The following is a 23,589-nucleotide window of genomic DNA, read 5'->3' on the forward strand; positions in this document are numbered from 1 at the left end:
CAGCCTATTTTCGACAAAATTCGGGTGGTGACAGGCACCAAGGAGTGGAACAAAATTGAACAAGAAAGATATCGCCAATATTCGAAAACAATTTAAAGTAAATAATGATCTGTTACAAATTAGTGAGATTTTTAATGTGTACATAATGAAGGAATCCAGCGAAATTTATCATTATCAAAGCTTACCCTTTGAAATGCTGGAAGAGGAACAGAAAGAGCTGTTTATGAACAATTTCAAAAAAGTTCTTTCCGGTCAATTGGATGAGAAATTATTTGAATTAAAGTTTCAGCGTAATGTGGAAAATAGCAGTCAGCTTATTCTTCATCAGGGATTATTAAGCCATGATACCGATGAATGGACAAGTCACATGGTTCAAATCGTAGAAAAAATGCTTAAGGATAAGCAGTATGAAATGGATATTGTCGTGACCTTTATTCGAGGAGAATATCAGAAACCGATGAAAAAACGAAGTGAAGAGTCTGAGGAAAGCGAGCGGGATACGGTCTATTCCCATCCTTTTATCTTATGCAGTATGAACAAAACCCAGGATCCGAAAAAAGAATTACTGTTTGACTATGTGGAAAAGGAATTTAAGTACAATATTGCTGTAGATCCCATAATTGATTTGAAAGCTCCCCTATCAGGGTTTCTGTTCCCTTCCATTACGGACAACGCTTCAGATGTTAACCATATCCTTTATTCGGCTGGAAAAGGGAATGAATTGAATTATCACTTCATTGAAGAAGTAATAAATGCAGAAGAAATTATAACAGCAGAAGAGGAAAAATTTGTTTTTGAGGAAGTTGTAAAAAACGTAGTAGGTAATCAAATGAATACGTCTACACTGTCGAATGTTTATGATGAAGTTCAACGTGTCATAGAAGAGAATGAAGAGGAAGAAGATACACCAAAGCTAGATTACAAAGATGTAGAAAAAGTCTTAAAGAGCAGTGGAGTTGAAGATGTTAATCAGGAAAAAGTGGAAACAGCGTTTAAGAGTGTCATGGATGATGAAAAATATGAGGTAAAAGCAAGTAACATCATTCCGAAATATTCGTCAAAGTCCATTAAAGTCAAAACGAAAGCGGCTGATATTTCCGTTAGTCCACAAGACCTAAGATATGTTCGCCAGGTCGAGATGAACGGTAAGCTTTACTTAATGATTGAAGTAGAAGAAAATACGGTTATAGATGGCTTTGAAATGATTCCAGAAGGTTTGTTTGGAGATACAAAAACCAAAGACAAGACAGAAGAGAGTCAAGCAGAGAGCGAATCTGAATAATTTCATAAAATATTTTAGGATCCGTCCTACAGGAAACCGTTAAGCCCTCATGTGTTGTTATTTTACGCATATGAGGGTTTTTTTAATGTGAAAAACCAAATAAGGTATTTGAATAATTCAATTTATTACGGTCAGGCTAAGACTGGTTAATGTTGCTAAAATAGCAGCAAGACTCCATACATCATTAAGTAACGGAGGGCAAAACATGGTTAAAGACTCTCATGCACCGAAGAAACAAAGAAAGGATAAGGACAGAATACCTGATGAACAAAAAAGAGGAAAAGGGAAATCTAATACCAGGGGAGGACGAAATTAAAGCCAATTCCTATATAAACACTTATATGATTGGCGTAAGTCAAAAGGGATGCTGATTAAAAGCATCCCTTAAGTAAGTAATTTTATAAGACATTTTCGCTATGATTCGCTAGTTTAATGAGAATATGGGAGAAAAGGATAAAAACGTTCAGGATATTGAATTACGTATATATAAAAGTAATGGGAGTAGTAGAAGGAATAATATCAAAAGTCAGGGAAAAAATCGCATGAACGAAAGGATGAATGTAAGGAATAGTCGTTTTATGATTAAAACCATTTTTTTTTAAGTGATATAGCCTGATACATGAGTCTTGCATCTTTACCTAATTTATCTCTCCGATAAGTATAGGGATGCAGCTGTCTTAAGAATACATCATCACATAATCTTCTATTGCCATTACTTCGATAACAGGTATCGTGCTGCATACAGAAAACATCAAGCTGATTTACTGGTGTTCCCGGGCCTATACATCCAGGGCCACAGTAGCGATAGCCGGGTAAGCATGGCATAATTTTTTCCTCCTCTAACTTTTCATTTTTTACTTTAATTTATGTTAGAAGAAATTTTGCGCAATGGACAGAAACACAGATTGTTATCCCCAAAAAGGGGTTAAGGGTTTCTTAAGTGAATATGATGATACTAGGTTTATAAATTGATAGGTTTTTACATTCCTTAGTTATAATAATAGAAAAATTATTGTTTTTACCTTAGAGGAGAAACATTATGGATAAAGAAGGAATTACCTTTAGAATTAAGATATATACAGGATAAAATACATGATTATCCTGATGTAAAAGAAGATGATTATGATATAATGATCCAACACTTGTATCACCTAAAAAGGGACAAAATTAAAATCGAAGAAGTACTACCTCTTATTTTCCATTAAGAAGTATCATTTAAAGACAAGCTTAATCATAAAGTTGGAAATAACATCTGTTCTTACATTAGAATTTTTATCTTGACTGGATTGTTTCCTCTTATATTCAGCATTCTAGAAAAGGTGTAATGAAAGAGGGAATAAATACCATGTGGAATCTATAAATTTTTTGAAGAATAAAGTTGACATTAAGCTGTTCAAGATATAAAATTTTAATCTATGAAACAATTAATAAAACATCCTATGAGGTGAAAAAAATGAAGAAGATATTATCCACGAAGATGGGTTTCTTCTCAATTGCTGTACTTCTTTTTTGGCTAAAAACGTATGTAATTTATAAATCAGAATTTAATCTTGGTGTAAGTGGACCCATGCAGGAGTTCCTATTATTCTTTAATCCTCTAAGTTCTGGATTAATTGTTTTAGGACTGGCATTATTCTCAAAAGGCAATAAAGTTGGAAGACGAATCCTTATTATTTATACGCTAATGAGCTTTATTTTATATGCTAACGTTGTTTATTATCGATTCAATAGCGACTTTATTACGATTGCTACATTAATGCAAACAGACAACTTTGGTAGTCTTGGCGGTAGCATTAAAGACTTGATGGCACCATATGATTTTCTTTATTTAGTAGATATTGCACTATTATTTTTCCTCTACCGCGGAGTGAAATCTAACTGGTCAATGGAACGTTTGCAAGTCCGTAAAGCAATGGCTATATTAATCACGGGTGTTATCGTATTTGGCGTTAATCTTAGTCTGGCAGAAGCAGATCGCCCGCAGCTATTGGAACGTACCTTTGACAGAAACTACCTTGTGAAATATCTGGGCATGTATAATTTTATGGTATATGATGCTGCTCAAAATGTTGAAAATTCAGCACAGCGTGTTTTAGCTGATAGTAATGATATTACAGAGGTCCAAAACTATACAAAGGCTAAATATGCACAGCCGAATGAAGAGCTTTTTGGAGTGGCAAAAGGAAAAAACGTTATTAAAATCCATTTAGAATCTTTCCAATCCTTTCTTATTGACTATAAGTTACATGGGGAAGAAGTAACACCATTTTTAAATTCGCTTGTTCATGATAAGAGTAAGGACTTTACTTACTTTGATAACTTCTTCCATCAAACGGGGCAAGGAAAAACAGCTGATGGAGAGCTAATAATGGATAACTCCTTATATGGACTCCCAAATGGCTCTGCATTTTCAACGAAGGCAAATAATACGTATCAGGCTTTACCGGCAATTATGGATCAGCAAGAGGGATACACTAGTGCTGTTTTCCATGGGGATGGTAAATCGTTCTGGAATCGGGACAAAATTTATAAAGAATTAGGTGTTAATAAATTCTATTATGATAGTTACTATGATATGAGCCCTGAGAATGTCATTAACTATGGTTTGAAGGATAAACCATTCTTTGAGCAATCGATGCCATATCTTGAAAACTTGGAACAGCCATTTTATGCGCATATGATTACATTAACTCATCATCATCCATATTTGATTAATGAAGAGGATACAACAATTGCGCCTGCTGAAACAGGAGATGGTTCGGTTGACCGATACTTCCAGACAGCTCGTTATCTAGATGAAGCATTGAAACAGTTCTTTGATGATTTAAAAGAAGCTGGCTTGTATGAAGACTCAGTTATTATGATTTATGGGGACCACTACGGTATTTCAGAAAATCATAATCGGGCAATGAAGGAAATAATAGGTGAAGAAATTACTCCATTAAAGAATGCTGAATTACAACGTGTTCCATATATGATTAAAATTCCTGGAGTAGATGGCCAAGGTGTGAATCATGAATATTCCGGCCAGACAGATGTTATGCCAACATTGTTACACCTTTTAGGTATTAAGGCACAGGATTATATTACATTTGGAACAGATTTATTCTCTAAAGATCATAAAGAGTTTGTACCATTTCGAAATGGTGACTTTATAACAGATAAATACAGCTACGTTAATGGAACCTATTATGATAATGAAACGAAGGAAAAGATTTCGGAACCAACTGAAGAAATGTTGAAGAAGAGAGAAACCGTTATGCATGAGCTGGAACTTTCGGATAAAGTATTAAACGGTGACTTACTTCGTTTCTATACCCCGAATAAAGAATGGGAACCTGTAAATCCAAATGATTATACGTATCCTGAAAAAGGTGAAGCTGTAGATACAAAGGATGAAAAGGAAGAACCAACTGATAAACAAGATTCAAAATAAACGACAGGTGCCTGGCACCTGTCGTTTTTTCCTGAAAGTTATTCTTCGGGATGTTCATATGCTAAAATACATATAGAAGTCAGAAGAAAATGATAGCGCTAACTAGGAATTTAGCCAACTCTTTATTTCTGTTTTTTCTTCCCATATACGAATAAAAGCAACTAAACAGAAATTCACTATAAAAAGATAATGTAGGATGAGGAATTTATACCTATAGGAGGGGAAGTATGGAGAATAAATATTTACATAAGTTTTATCAAAAAAATCGTTCTGAGAGAATTGGGGCATTAGTATTAGCTGGGGTCATTCATGAGGATGATGCTGCTCTTTTAAGAGATGGTTTATCTATACCTGAAGATGTGGCAGACAATATGATTGAAAACCAGATTGGGAAGTATGAGCTTCCTCTTGGTGCTGCCCTTAATTTTCTCATTAATGGCAAGGAATATGCTGTCCCTATGGCGATTGAGGAGCCATCTGTGGTTGCAGCTGCAAGTTCAGCAGCTAAAATCATCAACAAAGCAGGAGGATTCCATACATCCATAGAAGAACGCAGGATGATTGGACAAGTTGCCTTAAAGGATATTCCTAACTTAGAAGATGCAGAAAACATTATAATGGAACACAAAGCAAATATTTTACAAATCGCTAATGAATCCAAGTCTTCCATTGTAAAACGTGGGGGTGGAGCAAAGGACTTACTTGTTCGTGTCTTACCTGCAGATGAACAGAACAATATTCCTTCTTTTCTGGTGGTTCATCTTCATATTGAAACATTGGAAGCGATGGGGGCAAATATCATTGACACTATGGTTGAGGCAATCAAACCGTATTTAGAAGAGATTACAAATGGAAAAGCATTAATGGGCATCTTGTCGAACTATGCAACGGATTGTCTCGCTACTGCAGAATGCCGTATTCCCCTCTCCCTTTTGGAAAAAGGAGAGTTTTCAGGAGAAGAAGTTCGGGACCGAATCATTGAAGCCACCCAATTTGCATATGCTGATCCTTACCGTGCAGTTACGCACAATAAAGGTATTATGAATGGAGTTGATGCAGTTGTCATTGCATCTGGTAATGATTGGCGTGCCATTGAAGCAGGGGCTCATGCGTATGCAGCACGATCTGGACAATATCGTTCCCTGTCAACCTGGGAAAAGGGAGAAAATGGTGAATTAATTGGTCGTTTAACCCTTCCTCTTCCTGTTGGGGCTGTCGGTGGTCAAATAAGCATTCATCCTGCTGCTCAGTTTACTAAAAGATTAATGGGCTATGAAAACGCGAAGGGATTAGAGTCCATTATTGTATCAGCTGGACTTGGACAAAATCTTTCTGCAATAAAAGCTCTTGTTACAGAAGGTATTCAAAAAGGACATATGAAACTACACGCGAAATCGTTAGCCATTAGTGCTGGTGCAACAGGGACAGAAATTGAAGTCGTTAGTGAGAAACTTAGACAGAGTAAAAAGATGGACTTAAATACGGCTAAGGAAATGTTAAAGGATTTAAGAGAGCAGTAAACCAATCCAATAGTCCTTTCTTTTTGTGGGTAACTCTTCACGTTGGTTTTGTTGATTTTTTGGTTTCCATTTTGTGTTGTTCAATTAAATAATAATGAAAAATTCGAAATACTATGGGAAGTAATATATATATTGGAAACGAGTATATTAATTTCCAATGTAAAAGTTTATAAATGCCCATACTAATTAAGATAGGTTCGACTACAAAAGTTGCAAGTATAGCGATAACAACATTTCCAATAATAAAGTGTTTCCACTTAGGGTAATAGTAATAAACAATCATATAGAAGACGGGAATAAGGGCGAAGTTATAAGGGTTTAGTCCTCTGTTTAATTGTGTTAATTGATAAGGATAAGCCCAGGCACCACTTGTAATACCAACTTCATCCATTTGACTTGTCAGAAGTCCCAGTAAAAGCCCGTATGACAAAACTTCTGCCTTTCTTTCCTTTGGAATGATTTTGTACCATAGAAACCAGGGTAAAATAAGCATAATGGCTAATAACCACCACTGCCATGTAAATAAGTCATGTTCAACCCAATATTGTAATCTGAAATCGGTTAATTTGTACTGTAAATTCAGGATTTCGTCAAAAGATGGATAAGACATGGTTTCCTCCTTAACAGGTTTACTAATACAGCTAAGACCGTCTTCGTTTTTGTAATCATTACTGCTGTAATCAAAAAACTTTTCCAATATTAAATAGTATTTAATAATATTATTTTATTATGTAATAAGGAAAAAGGCCCCCCGAGTTAGTATTTTCAACAAAGGAATACACATTAGACTGACCTAAAAGTTTACATCTTTCAGCCCCTTCAATAACTTATTTTTTGATAAGTTTAGGCAGATTTATTAGCCCTTATTATTTGGGGAATGCCAGTTTATATTGGTATTAAAGTGAAATGTGACAATCAATGAAAACGGCGAAAAACACAAAGCTCTAGTAAAAGTAGGTTCTTCCTTTTTATTTGAAGTTTTCAATCTTTATCAAAACCTAATCAAGTTACTATTTAACCTAACCAGCCAAATCCTCTCAGGTATTTAATAAGTAAGCAGGGAGTTATTCTTTTTAAAGAGGAATTTAGCAGCTTTACAATGTAACAGTGTTATGTTACGTTATGTTTAAGGAGTGAAGACAATGGATGAAGGATTAATCTCGAAAAAAGACTTGTTAGAGCAAACGGACATAACTTACGGACAGCTCTACCGTTGGAAGAGGAAAAAGTTAATCCCGGACGATTGGTTTATTAGAAAATCAACGTTTACTGGACAAGAAACGTTTTTTCCAAAGGAGAAAATGATTGAAAGAATTAACAGAATTAAAGAATTAAAAGATCATTTATCACTGGATGAATTAGCAAATGCTTTATCTCCAAAAAAGAAGGACATAAAAATATCAAAGAAGGACTTCATAGAACGAAACATTGTTTCGAGCAATGCTGTTACTATTTTTGAAGAGCAATTCGGTGAACTGGATACGATTACCTTCCAAACATCACTATATTTGTATCTTTTTGATAAATCTTTGGAGACAGGAGAGGTTGGATGGGAAGAAGGAAAGCAAATCATTCAAACATTACATGACCATTTTCCTAAGCTAGAGGAAAAGCGTGCTTCATTAGTGGTGTTAAGAAAAATGGGAGTTGTAACCGTGTTACTTGTTACCAATCCAGATGACTTATATGTTGATGAGAAAACGAAAGTGGCTGTGTTATTGGACATTGAAACAGAATTGGATAAACTACTGAATTCCTTAGTAACAGGGGGTTTTTAAATGACAAAGGAAAAAGACATACGGTTAAAAGTTTTAGGAAACGGAAGCTATCCAGGTGGAGATTACGATAAGATTAAAGTTACAGGACAAGTGGAAATTTCCGGAGATGTTTATTCTCAACACACAAAAATTATTGGAGAATGTCGTGTGAAAGGAAATGCGACAAAGGAACAAGTGCAAGTGACTGGGAAGCTGAATGTTGATGAAGAATTAAACAGTCATACAATAAAAGGTACTGGTGAGTTAAATGTTAAGCAGTCGGTGAAAGCAAATACTCTTGATATGAGAGGATTTGTTCATTGTTCTGGGAATGTAGAGCTTGAAAAAATGGACCTTAAAGGGGGCTTTACGATCACTGGGTTATTAAATGTTGGTGATTTATTGGTTAATTTACAAGTTGCTCCTAGTAGTGTCGGTGAAATTGGTGGTGAGAAGATTATGATCAAAAGCAAAAGCATCCTGAAGAAATCTTATACCCTTGAAGCAGAGGTGATAGAAGGAGATAGCATTTATCTAGAGCACACCACAGCAAAAATAGTTAGAGGTAATGACGTTGAAATCGGTCCAGGTTGTCATATTGAAAAAGTAGAATACAGGTCTACCTTTACAAATAAGGAAAAGAATTCAAAAAATATTTTTCATGTAAATCAAATTTAACGATTGGAGGGATTTATGATGACTCGAGAAACAAAAGGAGATTTAGTTCTATCTGGAAATAGTGAAACAAGAGGTGGTTCCTTCATAAAGGTTGCAATCAACGGCAATGGAACAATAAATGGAGATGTAGAATGTAAAGATTTTGAGTGTAATGGTTCTGCAAAAATAGATGGGGATATCACGTCTCAGTACACTGTCATCAACGGAAGTACAAATATACAGGGGAATTTCTCTTCTGATGAGATCAATATACATGGGGATTCAACGATAGAAGGAAATACACTTTTTCGGAGCATGGAAATCAAAGGGCATACACGATTGAAGCAATTTTTAAAAGGTGACGACATTTTCCTTGAAGGAATTCTTAAGATAGCTGGTGATTGTGAAGTGGAGAAAGCAGAGTTCAATGGAGCCTTTACAATTGATGGGTTGCTAAATGCAGATCAAGTTGCGATAACCTTACATGGGAAATCATCCGTGAAAGAAATTGGCGGGGAAATGATCACGGTAAAAAGAAACCGGTATCCCATTCTTCATTTGGATAAGTTGATTAAAACGTTGAGTAAAGAATTACATGCAAATCTCATTGAAGGTGATGTGGTTAAACTAGAATATACTAAGGCGAAAGTTGTCCGTGGAAATACAGTAGAGATTGGTCCTGGGTGTGAGGTTGAATATATAGAGTATAGCAGTAATCTGCAAGTATCGGAGAAGGCGGTCGTAGATAAATATAAGAAACTATAATTTATGGAGATTTGGTTAGATTTATGGTTTCCTAGCCAGGCAGCTGTGATAGTCATAAACCTCTTGTAAGCCATGGATGGATTTATGATTGTACACGGAATTAGGAAGGTTGAAAAAAGATCAAGGTTAATTGTCCATGCCTGCTCTCAAAATTTAAGGAGCAGGTTTTATAATTTTAATTGAAAGAAAAGCCGCTCACACCTACCAAAAGTCCACTCCCATCAAGGCAAGAGCGCCACATACTTCATCCTCCCGATCTTAACGTATAAATTCGAGCGTTCTAAAAAATAATAACATCATAATGAACTCTCGGGTTAACCCTGGTTGCAGAAAGGGGTCTTTATGTTATGCTTACTAAATTCTCGACTGTATTTAAAATATCGGCAGGGATTATGCTGGTACTGGTGATTCTCGGAGTTGTGTGGCCTAAGGCTTTAGAGAACATCACCACGAATGTGCAAGCTTTTATAGCGAGTAAGCTAGGCTGGTACTACCTAATTATTGTTACAATTTTTGTCCTAGTTGCCTTGGTATTCTTAGTCACGCCACTTGGTAAAATTAAATTAGGAAAGCAAGGGGAAAAACCCGAGTTTTCCAGACCGAGCTGGATTGCGATGCTTTTCAGTGCAGGGATGGGAATTGGTCTTGTGTTCTGGGGAACGGCTGAGCCAATCAGTCACTACGCCGTTAGTTCACCGACCTTGGAAACTGGAACTGATCAAGCTATAAAGGACGCGCTGCGTTTCACCTATTTCCACTGGGGAATTCACGCCTGGGCGATTTATGGAATAGTAGCTCTGGTTTTAGCCTATTTCAATTACAGACATGACAAGCCAGGTCTTATTAGTGCAACTTTGGAACCTGTTATTGGCGATGCAGCAAGAGGAACGTCAGGAAAAGTAATCGATATTTTCGCTGTTATCGCGACTGTTATTGGGGTTGCAACTACTCTTGGTTTTGGTGCGGTTCAAATCAATGGTGGATTGGCTTTTTTGTTCGATATTCCGAGTAACTTTTTCATACAATTAATTATTATCGTTATTGTAACGGTTCTTTTTATGATCTCTGCCTGGACGGGATTAGGGAAAGGTATCAAAATTTTGAGTAATGCTAACATGGGATTAGCAGGTCTTCTATTTCTTCTCATTTTCATTTTGGGGCCAACCTTATTTATCTTAAATCTTTTTACAAACTCCATTGGCTCTTATATACAACACTTACCGCAGATGAGTTTTCGTATAGCGCCATTGAATGAAGAAACGCGTGAGTGGATTAAATCATGGACGATTTTCTACTGGGCTTGGTGGATTGCATGGTCTCCTTTTGTGGGGATTTTTATTGCTCGTGTTTCAAAAGGACGTTCCATACGGGAATTTGTCTTTACGGTTTTAATCGTTCCATCCATTGTGGGTTTCCTATGGTTTGCTACATTTGGTGGAACAGCGATTCATCTTGAGCACACAGGTGTAGCCGAGATATCGAAACTAGCAACTGAAGAGTCACTATTCGGTGTGTTTTCGGAATTCCCATTAGGGTTAGTTGCATCTATTGTAGCCATTTTGCTCATTAGTACATTCTTTATCACATCCGCCGATTCTGGAACATTTGTGTTGGGATTAATGACAACCGGCGGTACAGGTGATCCAGGGAAAACGGTAAAATTGACATGGGGTGTGCTTCTTTCTGCTACCGCACTAGCTCTTCTCTACACGGGAGGACTCCAAGCTTTACAAAATACCATGATAATAGCTGCGTTACCGTTCTCTGTCATCATGTTCTTTATGTGTATTAGCTTCATTAAGTCAATTTATAAAGAAGGAAAAGAACTGGGAATCGGCAAGATTAAGCAGAAGAAAAATTGATGTAGCAGCCATTATCGGCTTATGATTGACAATAAATGAAAGTTTTATATTCTTTCACTTGTTTATTTGAAGGAGTCGAGGAATAGTTGGGAGTGGGCTGCAGTTAATGATTCATAAGAGTGTTCACAAAAAGATAATGTTACAAACAGGGGCGTTAACCAAAAAAGGTTAATGCTCTTTTTTGTTGAAGTAAATGTATATCCGATATCATTGTGGGGTGAACATTGTATGAATAATAGTAATGAGGTTTTAGAAACATTTTTAAACGATCTTTTAAATCATCATTTCATAAAAGCAATCGAAACTCTAAAAAAATTGGGAACGGGATCTCGTAATACCCCAAAAACGCCTGTGAAAAGGAAAGCGATTAATTATGTTATTTCTAATGTGAAAGACCAAATACGGTTAAAGGATATTGCAATACAACTTGCAATGGTTAAAGATGTTACAGGTAGGGAAATTGCAACATCATTACTTTCTACGGTTTATCATGAAGATCCTTCCCAGACTTCCAACATACTTAGGACACTTGCCAATGATGAAAATTGGGAAGTTAGAGAATGGGCTGCTGGTGCTTGTGGTCATGTACTTACTAATCATTTTGATCAATTTTATAAGGATATAAGGAATTGGACAAATGATCATTCGGGAAATGTCAGGAGGGCAGCTGTTCTAGCTGCAATGTATGCGGAAAACGAAGAAAAGAGGAATTCGGTGAACCGTTATTAGATATTGTAGAGTTATTGTTAACTGACAGAGATCCTTATGTGAAGAAAAACCTGGGGCAATTTGCAATTGGGGATGGTCTACTTCGATATTACCCAGATAAAGTATTAGGTAGATTAAATAAGTGGATAGTGATAAATGATGAAAATGCAAGGTGGAATTTAGCCAAGATTTTCTCGTCTGCTGAGGGAATGAAGTATATCGTTCGTGCAGAAGGAATAATAATAACACTTCTAAATGATGAGCGGTATAAGGTAAAAAAAGCAATCCATTCAAATTTAAATAAAGTTAGAAAGAAAGAACCTGAATTGTTTGGTAAATTGGCTATTAAAATGGACTCTTAACAGGAGTTAAAAAAGTAAGATGTCCTTCCTATGAGGCAGGTTTATCGGATAATGTCAGGATATTTCGTCTCGGTGGGAATTTGGGGGCGAGGGAGCGAATGGTGAATAAACCAATTTTAATATTTTGTGTGATTTTACAGGGATTTTTAAATTGGTGGTATAAAAAATGTATAGCGAAAAGGCAATTCCAGATTTATCGCCACAGCCATTTGTCGAGTGGTTCTTCAATATTGTATTAGGTGTACCATTTGTAGCGATGTTAATTTGGTCAATTATAAATCCAAAAGAAAGCTATTTGTTTGGAATGCGTTGGATGTTTAAAAAGGAACCAGATATCTATGAAAAAATGAGTTTTTTTGGATTCGCCTTTCCTCATCCTTTATTTTGATTATCATATTCATATCTTTTATTGACAAGATCATTCGTTGAATTAGAATGGAATAAGCAAAATTATAGAAAATACTTACTTAAAATACTTACTTAGATTACATTGGGAGTGGAAACAATGAATGCAATTATTACTTTACTATTACTATTCATTTTAGTCGGTTACTTAATTTCTTTGATCGTCAGTGGAAAAGATACATCAGGGCTAAAATTTATGCTACTTGGATTAAGTTTCATTTTAGTTGGTGGAATTATTGCTGTTGATGATAACTCAGATTTAGGTGGCCTTGAATACTTATTCGTATTTGTAGGTCTACTATTTTCAGTTGTAGGTTTTGGGAAAAAGAATTAAACAATGTTATATATTATATATTGGTTTGTATTTCAGAAACAGGCAGGAATTTTTTAAGTTGGAAGAGTAGTAAAATAGCAAATTTAATATCTTATGAGAAGTTTTTCATCAATTACATATAATTTATTTGTATATATCGGCGAATTTTGTCTTGGGATACTTCAATAAACCTTTATGTTTCCCCTACCTAGCATAGGTACTCACCTATGGTTTAAAAATGAATATCTTATTGTTAAAACCAATAAAACTACGGGGGAATCATTTATGGGATACTTTGTTCCTGTAGAGCCTGGTGTGAAGTTATACGCCCAGAGGCTAAAAAGTCGATTGTATTTTTACATGGCTGGCCGTTAAACCATAAACAGTTTGACTATCAGTTTAACGTTCTACCTGCTATGGGTTATCGCTGTAATTGCAATCGACTGGAGAGGGTTTGGAAATGCGGATAAACCAATAAGTGGCTATACTTTTAACAGACTTGCCGATGATATCCGAGCAGTAGTTAGTACACTTCAATTGAACAATTTTACTCTGGTTGGTCACTCTACCGGCGGGGCTATCGCGATTCGATATATGTCTCGTCACAATGGTATTGGAGTCTCAAACCTTGTATTAATTGATGCGGCTGTCCCAACTGGATTTACGAAAGAAACGGCTAATTAACTTCTTACGGAAACTCTAAAGGACCGCCCGAAGATGATGCAGGGAGTAACCGATACCTTTTTCTTTCAGTATATTACGAAACCATTTTCGGACTGGTTTTTGCAAATGGGATTACAGGCAGCAAGTTGGTCAACAGCAGCTATTATTATTACATTAGGAGATGAGACGCTAGATGTGGATCTTCCAAAAGTGAATGCCCCTACTTATTCCATTTGCACAGGCTCACGAGGTAAACCAAAAAATAAGAAATTCACAGCTAGTCCCGTTTCAATATAGTGGTCATGGCCCTTTCTGGGAAAAACGTGACAGGTTTAACCAACTATTAACACAATTTATTTAGTTGACAAGTAATAACTGGATAAAAAGGATGAAGTCTAATAAAATTTATCATGTAAACATCAGATGAGTTTATTTATCAAGTAATCTCATTTGAAAATGTACAATGGAGTTAATTAAATAGAGTAAGTCCATAAAAGTCCATCTATCACTGTCAAAAAGAAAATCCAAAAGCTACTCTGAGTCTTAGATTTGGACTTTGTGGGTTCTTAGGCATTGTGATTAAATATACTCAGCAATGAAGATTGCCTTGAATTTAAAATTTTTTATTGCATGAAAAAACGCTTAGATACGAATTATGTATCTAAGCGCCAGTTCAATTTCTTCGTAAAAATGATGCTGATTGTACATTATACAGTAAAATGAGCAATTTTCTTTTCCTATACTGCTTTAGTTAATGAGGTTTCACCTATTTTTATTCACATAGTGACGACTATGATTTTCAATACCACCGAGACAAATAACAGCAGGATCCTCTTCAACTGGTAACGTTACGCTTGAACCGTCTGTTGGCAAGCCTTCTTGGAAAATATCCTCATATTCTGCAACACTTAATGCTTTACGTTCTTCAAGTAATTTCTGATGTTGGGCTGTTTTTAATACCTCTTTGTAGCCTGGTTGTAAAATCCCCGAGAAGAATTCACCAACGGCCCCTGATCCATAGCTATATAGTCCAATTCTGGCACCCGGTTCGATGTCCGTGTTTAATTCTAGCAAGGAGATAAGACTTAAATATAAAGCTCCTGTATATATATTGCCAACCAGTTTATTATACGTTTTGCTGATTTCATAACGGTCCATTAATCTGTCCTGATCGGAGTTGGTTTCTTCGTCAAAAATCGATTTTAAAGCCTTAAGGCCCATTTTTGTATAAGGCATGTGGAAGCAGATTGCATCGAAATCAGCTAATCCCATTTCTGTTTTTGTTTGATATTGCCCCCATACATTCTGGAAAAAGGAGATATATTTCTCATTGGAAAACTTCCCGTCTACAAAAGCAACATCAGAATAATTCGGACGCCAGAAATCCATGATGTCTTCTGTGTGGTATACACTTGGCTCATCGATAGTCATAATGCGCGGGTTTGCACTGATGATCATCGCCACAGCACCAGCACCCTGAGTTACTTCACCACCAGTATTCAGACCATAGCGGGAAATATCGGAACCAAGTACCAGTACCTTGCTTTCAGGATGTAAAGCAATATGACCTTTTGCCATTTGGATACCGGCAGTCGCTCCGAAGCAGGCTTCTTTCACTTCTACTGAGCGGGCGTTCGGGTTTAGACCTAATAGGCGATGTACATAAATTGCAGCAGCCTTTGATTGGTCGATACCAGATTCAGTGGCAAAAATAACATAATCAATCTGTTGTTTATCCTCGTCTGTTAAAATTTCTAATGCTGCGTTGGCCGCTAAAGTGACGGCATCTTGAGTAATGGGGGGAACTGCCATTCTTTCCTGTCCAATTCCAATTGTAAATTTGGCTGGATCAACGTCTCTAGCTTCAGCCAGCTCGTTCATATCTATATACATTTGGGGTGTATAAAATCCTATTTTATCAATTCCTATTTGCAAATCTAGTCCCACCTTTTTTATTTTTATTAATTTAAGTAAGAGAATGTAGCTGAAATTTAAAATTTTGTTACATGTAACTTCGTATCATCCATGATATAATCATGTAAACGACTACAAATAAAACTATAATACTTGTTTAGACGATAGTAAATGAAAAACACAAGGTAATTTCATATTTTTGAGATTTTTTCTCTGTTTATATTGAAATAGATTTAATCTTTTCTATTATATCAAAAGTAAAGGACTGAGCATAAAATGGAAGAAGTTGTTATTGTTGGTGCTGCCCGTACGCCAATCGGAACATTCGGGGGCAGTTTGAAAAATATATCGGCGATCACTCTTGGAAAAACAGCACTTCAGGAGGCCATGCAACGAGCAAACCTCTCACCTGATGAGGTAAATCGTGTGATTTTCGGCCATGTATTACAGGCGGGTGTTGGGCAAAACTCGGCGCGACAAATCGCTATTCATTCCGGTATTCCTTATGAAGTGCCGGCGATGACCATTAATGAAGTATGCGGTTCAGGATTAAAATCCGTTATCCTAGGTGCTCAAGCCATCCAATTAGGGGAAGCTGATGTCGTCGCTGTAGGTGGAACGGAAAATATGTCCCAGGCTCCATATCTATCGCCGAATCATCGCTTTGGCCAAAAAATGGGGGATACTCATATGGTTGATAGTATGGTGAAGGATGGCCTGACCGATGCTTTTGAAAACGTCCATATGGGCGTAACAGCTGAAAAAGTTGCCGAAGAATATTGTGTCTCCCGTGAGGAACAGGATCAATTTGCCCTTGAGTCACAGAAAAAGGCAGCTTTTGCACAGAATAATGGTAGATTCAAAGAGGAAATCGTTCCGGTAAAAGTGAAAACGAGAAAAGGGGAAAAACTTGTTTCTGATGATGAACATATCCGTCCTGATGCAAGTTTAGAAAGCTTAGCCAAACTAAAACCTGCTTTTGTAGAAGATGGTACAGTGACAGCTGGGAATTCTTCAGGAATTAATGATGGAGCTGCCAGTCTGATTTTGATGAAAAAATCAATGGCTGATGAAAGAAAGATTCCTTACTTAGGGATGATCAATGGATATGCGGAAATAGGGATAGACCCTTCGATTATGGGGTATGCCCCTTACTACTCCTTACAAAAACTTTTTGATAAAACAGGTGTGGATGCAACGGAAATAGATTTGTTTGAGTTAAATGAAGCCTTTGCCTCTCAGAGCATTGCCGTTACAAGAGACTTAGGGCTTAATAGGGAAAAGGTCAATGTAAACGGTGGCGCCATTGCTTTGGGTCATCCAATCGGGGCAAGCGGGGCAAGAATTCTGGTTACACTCTTATACGAAATGCAAAAACAGGATGTTCATAGGGGAGTCGCTTCCTTATGTGTCGGTGGAGGGATTGGCATTTCCATGCAGATAAATAGATAGGACAGGGGAGTTGCCCCTCTGTTCCGCCTATGACAAAGGGAAAAAGGGGATGCGATTATTGGACAAAAAATTTTTAGATTTATTAGCGCAAAGATATGATAGTGAAGAGAAAGTCGTTACGGAAATTATCAATCTTGAAGCCATCCTTAATCTGCCAAAGGGAACCGAACACTTTGTTAGTGATTTACACGGGGAGTATCAGGCCTTTCAGCATGTGTTAAGAAATGGTTCAGGCAAAGTAAAAGAGAAAATCAGAGGCCTTTTTAATGATCGATTAGCTGAGGAAGAAATCAATGAAATGGCGACTTTAGTCTATTATCCTGAAGAGAAATTACAGTTAATGAAAAATAATTTTGATAATAAACAGGAATTAAACGAATGGTATACGGAAACCATTAAGCATTTGATTGAATTGATTGCCTATGCCTCATCGAAATATACCCGGTCAAAAGTGCGAAAGGCATTGCCTCAGCAGTTTGTTTATATAATTGAAGAGCTTTTATACAAGACAGATGAATTTACCAATAAGAAACGGTATTATACTAAAATTATTCAGGAGATTATTTCCCTGGCTCAGGCTGATAAGCTCATAACCGGTCTTGCTTACACAACACAGCAATTAGTTGTTGACCATCTTCATGTCGTGGGGGACATTTATGACCGGGGACCGGAGCCTGACAAAATTATGGATACACTGATTAACTATCATTCTGTTGATATTCAATGGGGCAATCACGATGTCCTCTGGCTAGGTGCTTTTGCGGGATCCGAGGTTTGTCTGGCGAATATTATTCGGATCTGTGCACGCTATGATAATTTGGATATTATAGAAGATGTGTATGGCATCAATCTTAGACCCCTTCTCAATCTTGCGGAAAAATACTATGACGATAATCCTGCTTTTAGACCAAAGCGGCAATCCGACAAAAGGCTATCTGAATCCGAGCAGCTGCAAATTACGAAAATTCATCAAGCCATAGCGATGATTCAGTTCAAACTGGAAATGCCGATTATCAAAAGACGTCCGTATTTTAATATGTCCGAAAGACTGTTGCTGGAAAAAATCGATTATGACCAAAACGAAATCACGATTCATGGGCATACGTACCCGCTGGAAAATACCTGCTTTGCTACGGTTAATCCCGAACAGCCTGACCAATTATTAGAGGAAGAGAAGCAGGTGATGGATCGACTCTTATTTTCTGTCCAGCATTCGGAAAAGTTAGCGAGACATATGAATTTTCTCATGAAAAAAGGGAATCTTTATTTGAAGTATAATGGGAACTTGCTAATACATGGCTGTATCCCTGTTGATCAAAAAGGAAATATGGAGAACATGCGTATTGAAAATCAAACTTACGCAGGGCGGGAATTGCTGGATATCTTTGAACACTATTTACGCGAGGCTTTTGCCCACCCTGAAGTGACCGATGACCTTGCAACGGATATGGTCTGGTATTTATGGACAGGAGAATATTCCTCCCTCTTTGGGAAAAGGGAAATGACCACTTTTGAGAGATATTTTATTCAAGACAAAGCAACGCATAAAGAGCGAAAGAATCCATACTATTATTTACGTGAAAATGAGGAAATGTGCCGTAAAATTTTAGTTGAGTTCGGTCTTAATCCTGAGCAGGGGCATATCATCAATGGCCATACCCCTGTAAAAGAGATTGACGGAGAAAATCCGATTAAAGCGAACGGAAAGATGATTGTCATTGATGGAGGCTTTTCAAAAGCTTATCAATCGACAACAGGAATTGCCGGATATACATTATTGTATAATTCCTACGGGATGCAGCTCGTTGCCCACAAACATTTCCATTCAAAAGAAGCTGTGCTGCAAGATGGCACGGACGTATTATCGGTAAGAAGACTGGTGGATAAAGAAGTAGAAAGAAAAAAGGTATTAGAAACGAATACCGGAGAGGAGTTATTACAGGAAATTTCGATTTTGAAGAGTCTGATGGAATATCGCTATATGAATTGAGCCGATCAATAAGCCTTACAAATGTCCACTTATTAACGTTTGTGAGGTTTTTTGTTTGTTGGGGATTATACCTTTGCATGAATGATTAGGCATGTGGATTTAAAATGAAGATTGTCGCTTATTTAAGGTTAAATCAGATTAAAAAAGAAATTTTTCTTTGGAAAAGTGTATAACAGGATGAATTGTATAAATGTCCGCTTAATCTTTTTAAAAAGGGGATTAAAAGTTTTGAAAAGGGGATTAAAAAATTCCAAAACAGGAGTAAATAGCTAATCAATAGGCAGAAAAAATATTATAAATGCTCAATTATGGCAACTCATAATCAATTCCGGAAAATAGGGTTTAATTCGTTTCATTTTGAATTATTAATCAAAAGGCCGGCAAAATCCTTCATAAGATTTCCAAACGATTCATATCCGGAACCTGAAAGACCTCACTTTATAAATTTTCATAAAATATTCATAAAAAAGTACGCATAAAAATATGGTATCCACAAAAGGTCCTGTTTGATAATCTTATATGGTTTGCAGTCCCTCTTATGAATATGAAAGAGGCAGCGCCAGTAGACAAACTGTGGCCTTTTTACGAGCTCTAATCATCATGAAGTGAGGGGGAAACGTATGGATAAGGTCAAAAATCGCTGGCTAATTGCGGCATCTGCTGTTGGTATTCATATTTCCATCGGATCTGCGTACGCATGGAGCGTGTTCACCAACCCAATGGCGAATTCATTTGGCTGGGAGACTACGGAAATTTCCATGGCGTTTAGTATTGCGATCTTTATTCTTGGTCTATCTGCAGCTTTTATGGGAAGGTTTGTAGAAAAACAAGGTCCAAGAAAGTCAGGCATGCTCGCGGCACTGTTCTTTGGTGTTGGAGTAGCAGGTTCAGGTTTAGCCACTTACTTTGAATCTTTGTATCTATTATATCTGTTCTATGGGATTATCGGTGGTATTGGTTTAGGGATTGGGTATATCGCACCGGTTTCTACTTTGGTTAAATGGTTCCCGGATAGACGTGGGCTAGCAACGGGACTTGCCATTATGGGATTTGGCTTTGCATCCTTAATTAGTGGACCAGCCGCTGCAGCCTTAATTGAGTCTGTCGGCATTTCGACCACCTTTTATATTCTTGGAGCCATTTATTTTATCGTCATGACCGCCTCATCTCAATACTTAGCTCCACCACCTGAGGACTGGGTTCCAAAAGGATTTGATTCCGAAGAGCAGAGTGGAGGTAAGCAAATTAAACCAGATCTTGCACAGCTTACCGCCAATCAAGCTGTTAAAACACGCCGCTTTTACATGCTCTGGTTCATGCTTTTTATTAATGTCACTTGTGGAATCGCTATCATTTCTGTCGCCTCGCCAATGGCACAGGAAATTGCAGGTATGACACCTATTGCGGCAGCCGCCATGGTTGGACTGAATGGCTTGTTTAATGGATTAGGGAGAATTGGCTGGGCATCTTTGTCAGATTATATGGGGCGACCAAATGTTTATACAGCATTCTTTGTGATACAAATCATCGCTTTCTTCACACTGCCTATTGCTTACAGCGCCCTTTTGTTCCAAATTTTAGTGTTTGCTATTCTAACCTGTTATGGTGGTGGATTTGCTACCATTCCAGCTTATATTGGAGATATCTTTGGAACGAAACAACTTGGCGCCATCCACGGCTACATTTTAACAGCCTGGGCATTGGCAGGGGTAGTTGGACCAATACTTCTCTCAGCTGTCTATGATCTAACAAACAGTTATAATGCTACATTGTATATATTTGGTATTTTGTTTGTAGCTGCATTTGGATTATCTCTTTGGATTCGGGCAGATATCAACAGGCTACGAAATAAACAGGAAAAGCCTGATCCAAATATGGCGGGTGCCGAGTTAAACTAAAATAAAGTTATGGAGACATATCAATAAGCCTATCTCAACAAGTCGTAACGATCATTTTTATATAAAAGATGCGTTACGACGTTTTTCTTCCATAACAAAAGTTTTAAAGTTCGTACTACGTTAATAGGATATACTAAAATCATTTTTAAACGGAGGGATATTCTTTGGGAACTACAAAGCACTCCGGTCCTGTGAAATTGCCGAAAAAACCTGACCCAAGCTTGTGGGTAAGTAAGGTTCCATTTGGTTTAGGAAAAATTAAGCCGCATCATATTCGGGATATGATGAAGGTTGCCTGGGAAAATAAAGATAATCTACCCTACGCGACACGTATTTTAAGAAAGGGCGTTTGTGATGGCTGCGCATTAGGTGTGTTGGGCTTTCAGGATCAAACACTTAAAGGGCCTCATTTATGTACAACAAGATTAAATGTACTCCGATTAAATACTATGCACGCGATGAAGGAGGATGTCCTTCATGCGGATATTGATGATTTAAGGAAAATGAGCAGTACTGAATTAAGAAAATTAGGTCGTATCCCTTATCCGCTTATTCGTAAGCCCGGTGAAAGAAGGTTTAGACGCTTGTCCTGGGATGAAGCACTTGATATGGTGGCGGAAAAGATGAAAGGAATGGATCCAAAACAATACGGCTTTTATTTAACATCAAGAGGCATTACCAATGAAACGTATTATACAGCTGGAAAAGTGGCCCGCTTTTTAGGGACGAATAATATTGATAATGCCTCTCGTATCTGTCATTCACCATCCAAAACAGCACTAAGCCGTTCGCTTGGTATTGGGGCTTCAAGCTGTAACTACAAAGACTGGATTGGATCAGATGTCCTTATTTTCTGGGGATCAGTTGCAGCTAATAATCAGCCGGTATCAACCAAATACATGTATGCCGCCAAGCGAAAAGGGACGAAGATAATTATCATTAATCCGTATTACGAACCTTCTATGGATCAATATTGGGTACCATCGATTCCGGATTCCGCTTTATTTGGAACGAAGATTGCGGATGATGTATACCAGGTAAATATTGGTGGGGACATTGCCTTTATGCATGGCATCATGAAGCACTGGTTTGAAATGGAGGAACAGGAACCTGGATCTGCCATTGACCATGAGTTTGTTCAGCAGCACGTTAATGGATTTAAGGAGTTAAAGCAAAAGGTGACCTACTATGATTGGGACATTTTAGAGAAGTCTTCCGGATTATCGAAAGATAGAATAAGAGAATTAGCAGAAATACTGGCTCAATCACAATCAGGTGTCTTTGTCTGGTCCATGGGGCTTACTCAGCATCGTTTTGGTACAGATAACGTTTCTCAAGTAGCGAATCTGGCAATGCTGCGTGGTTTTATTGGCAGAGAGAATTGTGGTGTTATGCCTATTCGAGGACATTCAGGTGTGCAGGGATCTGGAGAAATGGGAGCCGACCCATTTGTGCTGCCAGGTGGAGGCATGAAGGAAGAAAACAGGAAGCGCATAAAAGATGTCTGGGGTTTTCCTATCCCAGAGTGGCAAGGGGACATTGTAGGAGTATCTCTTGAAAACGCTCTTCTTCCTGAGGACCATGAGCGAAAACTGCAGCTCTATTACATGTCCGGCGGTAATTTCTTAGAGACCATGCCAAATCCTGACTTTGTTAAACAGTGTCTGGAAAATATCGATATCCGGGTCCATCAGGATATTATTTTTAATACGTCGACCTTGGTTGATGCTAAAGAAGCGGTAATTGTCCTGCCAGCTATGACCAGATATGAACAGCCTGGAGGAGGTACGTCTACCTCAACGGAAAGAATGGTATATCTATCACCGGAAATTAAAGGTCCTAGAATAGAAGAGGCACGGGCGGAATGGGAGATTTATGTGGATCTTGCCAAGAGAGTGAAACCAGATCAAAAACATCTTATAAACTTTGAAACCGCCCAGCAAATTCGTGATGAAATCGCAAAGGCAGCCCCTAATTATGATGGAATCCAGAACCTAAGGGAGGAAGGAGATGTTTTTCAATGGGGTGGGGCCTGGTTATGTGAAGGGGGAGAATGTCCGACCCCTGATGGGAAAGGAAATCTGATTACTGTGGAAGTTCCAGAGCTTCGAAAACCTGAAGGCCACTTTCATGTAACCACACGACGCGGAAAACAATTTAATTCCATGATTTACAGTGAATCAGATCCTTTTAATAATGCAAGTCGTGATGATGTTCTTATGAATGAAGAGGATGCGAAAAAACATGATATTCAGGAAGGCGATGCGATTGTGGTTTATAATCAGCATGGTACATTTAATGGCCGGGCAAAGTTTGAACCGATGAAACAAGGGAATATTGAAGTCCACTGGCCAGAAGGAAATGCTTTCATTCCAAAAGGGGTTTATGAAAAATATGCCGGAATTCCAGAATACAACACGTCGGTTATTGTGGAAAAAGCAGAAACCTATTACGCACATAAGGATACCCAATATGTAGAAAAACGGATAGAAGAATTAGAAATGGATCCACATTAACGACTGGTAGTATGAGAGCATATTATGATTTAAATAATGATGGGGGATGACTTTTAATGAAGGAAGAAATACTTATCTCATCCCCCCAT

General features: G+C 37.6%; 18 protein-coding genes and 1 pseudogene. 16 read left to right on the forward strand and 3 right to left on the reverse strand.

Annotated elements, in window-relative coordinates; all coding sequences use genetic code 11:
• Positions 1-55: 55 nt before the first annotated feature.
• Entirely contained in the window at positions 56-1,282 is a 1,227-nt protein-coding gene (locus tag BMX63_RS02830; protein ID WP_093131780.1) for a DUF4317 domain-containing protein, read from the forward strand.
• A 582-nt stretch (positions 1,283-1,864) separates the two neighbouring features.
• On the opposite strand, the gene BMX63_RS02835 is transcribed toward BMX63_RS02830, so the two are convergent.
• On the reverse strand, positions 1,865-2,107 hold the full coding sequence (locus BMX63_RS02835) for a Parvovirus coat protein VP1-like protein (RefSeq protein WP_093131782.1): 243 nt from the start codon (positions 2,105-2,107) through the stop codon (positions 1,865-1,867).
• A 628-nt stretch (positions 2,108-2,735) separates the two neighbouring features.
• On the opposite strand from BMX63_RS02835, the gene ltaS reads away from it, so the two are divergent.
• Complete coding sequence (gene ltaS, locus BMX63_RS02840; RefSeq protein WP_093131784.1) at positions 2,736-4,718, forward strand: lipoteichoic acid synthase; 1,983 nt, start codon at positions 2,736-2,738, stop codon at positions 4,716-4,718.
• A 227-nt stretch (positions 4,719-4,945) separates the two neighbouring features.
• Positions 4,946-6,238: a hydroxymethylglutaryl-CoA reductase, degradative gene (locus BMX63_RS02845; RefSeq protein ID WP_093131786.1), complete on the forward strand. Its 1,293-nt coding sequence runs from the start codon at positions 4,946-4,948 to the stop codon at positions 6,236-6,238.
• A gap of 37 nt (positions 6,239-6,275) precedes the next feature.
• Here BMX63_RS02845 and BMX63_RS02850 read toward each other — a convergent pair whose 3' ends face one another.
• Positions 6,276-6,848, reverse strand: coding sequence for a CBO0543 family protein (locus BMX63_RS02850; RefSeq protein WP_093131789.1), 573 nt, complete (start codon positions 6,846-6,848; stop codon positions 6,276-6,278).
• Positions 6,849-7,380: 532 nt separating this feature from the next.
• Here BMX63_RS02850 and BMX63_RS02855 point away from each other — a divergent pair.
• From BMX63_RS02855 to BMX63_RS02895, 9 genes and pseudogenes are all read left to right on the forward strand, one after another.
• Positions 7,381-8,016 (forward strand): YhbD family protein, encoded by a 636-nt coding sequence (locus BMX63_RS02855; protein ID WP_093131791.1) that lies wholly within the window; start codon positions 7,381-7,383, stop codon positions 8,014-8,016.
• Positions 8,017-8,673: a hypothetical protein gene (locus BMX63_RS02860; RefSeq protein ID WP_093131793.1), complete on the forward strand. Its 657-nt coding sequence runs from the start codon at positions 8,017-8,019 to the stop codon at positions 8,671-8,673. It begins immediately after the preceding gene.
• Positions 8,674-8,691: 18 nt separating this feature from the next.
• A complete protein-coding gene (locus BMX63_RS02865) occupies positions 8,692-9,417 on the forward strand; it encodes a polymer-forming cytoskeletal protein (protein ID WP_177167152.1) in 726 nt (241 codons plus the stop codon).
• A gap of 347 nt (positions 9,418-9,764) precedes the next feature.
• Complete coding sequence (locus BMX63_RS02870) at positions 9,765-11,279, forward strand: glycine betaine uptake BCCT transporter (RefSeq protein ID WP_093131797.1); 1,515 nt, start codon at positions 9,765-9,767, stop codon at positions 11,277-11,279.
• A gap of 228 nt (positions 11,280-11,507) precedes the next feature.
• Positions 11,508-12,008: a HEAT repeat domain-containing protein gene (locus BMX63_RS02875; protein ID WP_177167153.1), complete on the forward strand. Its 501-nt coding sequence runs from the start codon at positions 11,508-11,510 to the stop codon at positions 12,006-12,008.
• A gap of 14 nt (positions 12,009-12,022) precedes the next feature.
• Complete coding sequence (locus BMX63_RS02880) at positions 12,023-12,349, forward strand: hypothetical protein (protein ID WP_093131801.1); 327 nt, start codon at positions 12,023-12,025, stop codon at positions 12,347-12,349.
• 166 nt (positions 12,350-12,515) lie between these two features.
• Positions 12,516-12,737, forward strand: coding sequence for a hypothetical protein (locus tag BMX63_RS02885; protein ID WP_093131803.1), 222 nt, complete (start codon positions 12,516-12,518; stop codon positions 12,735-12,737).
• A 117-nt stretch (positions 12,738-12,854) separates the two neighbouring features.
• Positions 12,855-13,088 (forward strand): hypothetical protein, encoded by a 234-nt coding sequence (locus BMX63_RS02890; RefSeq protein WP_093131805.1) that lies wholly within the window; start codon positions 12,855-12,857, stop codon positions 13,086-13,088.
• A gap of 264 nt (positions 13,089-13,352) precedes the next feature.
• Positions 13,353-14,091, forward strand: a pseudogene (locus tag BMX63_RS02895) (alpha/beta fold hydrolase).
• 401 nt (positions 14,092-14,492) lie between these two features.
• Here BMX63_RS02895 and BMX63_RS02900 read toward each other — a convergent pair.
• Complete coding sequence (locus BMX63_RS02900; RefSeq protein ID WP_093131807.1) at positions 14,493-15,665, reverse strand: hydroxymethylglutaryl-CoA synthase; 1,173 nt, start codon at positions 15,663-15,665, stop codon at positions 14,493-14,495.
• A gap of 255 nt (positions 15,666-15,920) precedes the next feature.
• On the opposite strand from BMX63_RS02900, the gene BMX63_RS02905 reads away from it, so the two are divergent.
• The 4 genes from BMX63_RS02905 (at position 15,921) to BMX63_RS02920 (ending at position 23,500) form a co-directional block, all read left to right on the forward strand.
• A complete protein-coding gene (locus tag BMX63_RS02905) occupies positions 15,921-17,096 on the forward strand; it encodes an acetyl-CoA C-acetyltransferase (protein ID WP_093131810.1) in 1,176 nt (391 codons plus the stop codon).
• A 58-nt stretch (positions 17,097-17,154) separates the two neighbouring features.
• Positions 17,155-19,086, forward strand: coding sequence for a fructose-1,6-bisphosphatase (gene fbp / locus BMX63_RS02910; RefSeq protein ID WP_093131812.1), 1,932 nt, complete (start codon positions 17,155-17,157; stop codon positions 19,084-19,086).
• Between the two features lie 620 nt (positions 19,087-19,706).
• Positions 19,707-20,984 (forward strand): L-lactate MFS transporter, encoded by a 1,278-nt coding sequence (locus tag BMX63_RS02915; protein ID WP_093131814.1) that lies wholly within the window; start codon positions 19,707-19,709, stop codon positions 20,982-20,984.
• Positions 20,985-21,148: 164 nt separating this feature from the next.
• Positions 21,149-23,500 carry an FdhF/YdeP family oxidoreductase gene (locus BMX63_RS02920; protein ID WP_093131816.1) on the forward strand — a complete coding sequence of 784 codons (2,352 nt, stop codon included), beginning with the start codon at positions 21,149-21,151 and terminating at the stop codon, positions 23,498-23,500.
• Positions 23,501-23,589 lie beyond the last annotated feature (89 nt).

The sequence above is a fragment of the Salinibacillus kushneri genome (assembly GCF_900111405.1).
Taxonomy (GTDB): domain Bacteria; phylum Bacillota; class Bacilli; order Bacillales; family Alkalibacillaceae; genus Salinibacillus; species Salinibacillus kushneri.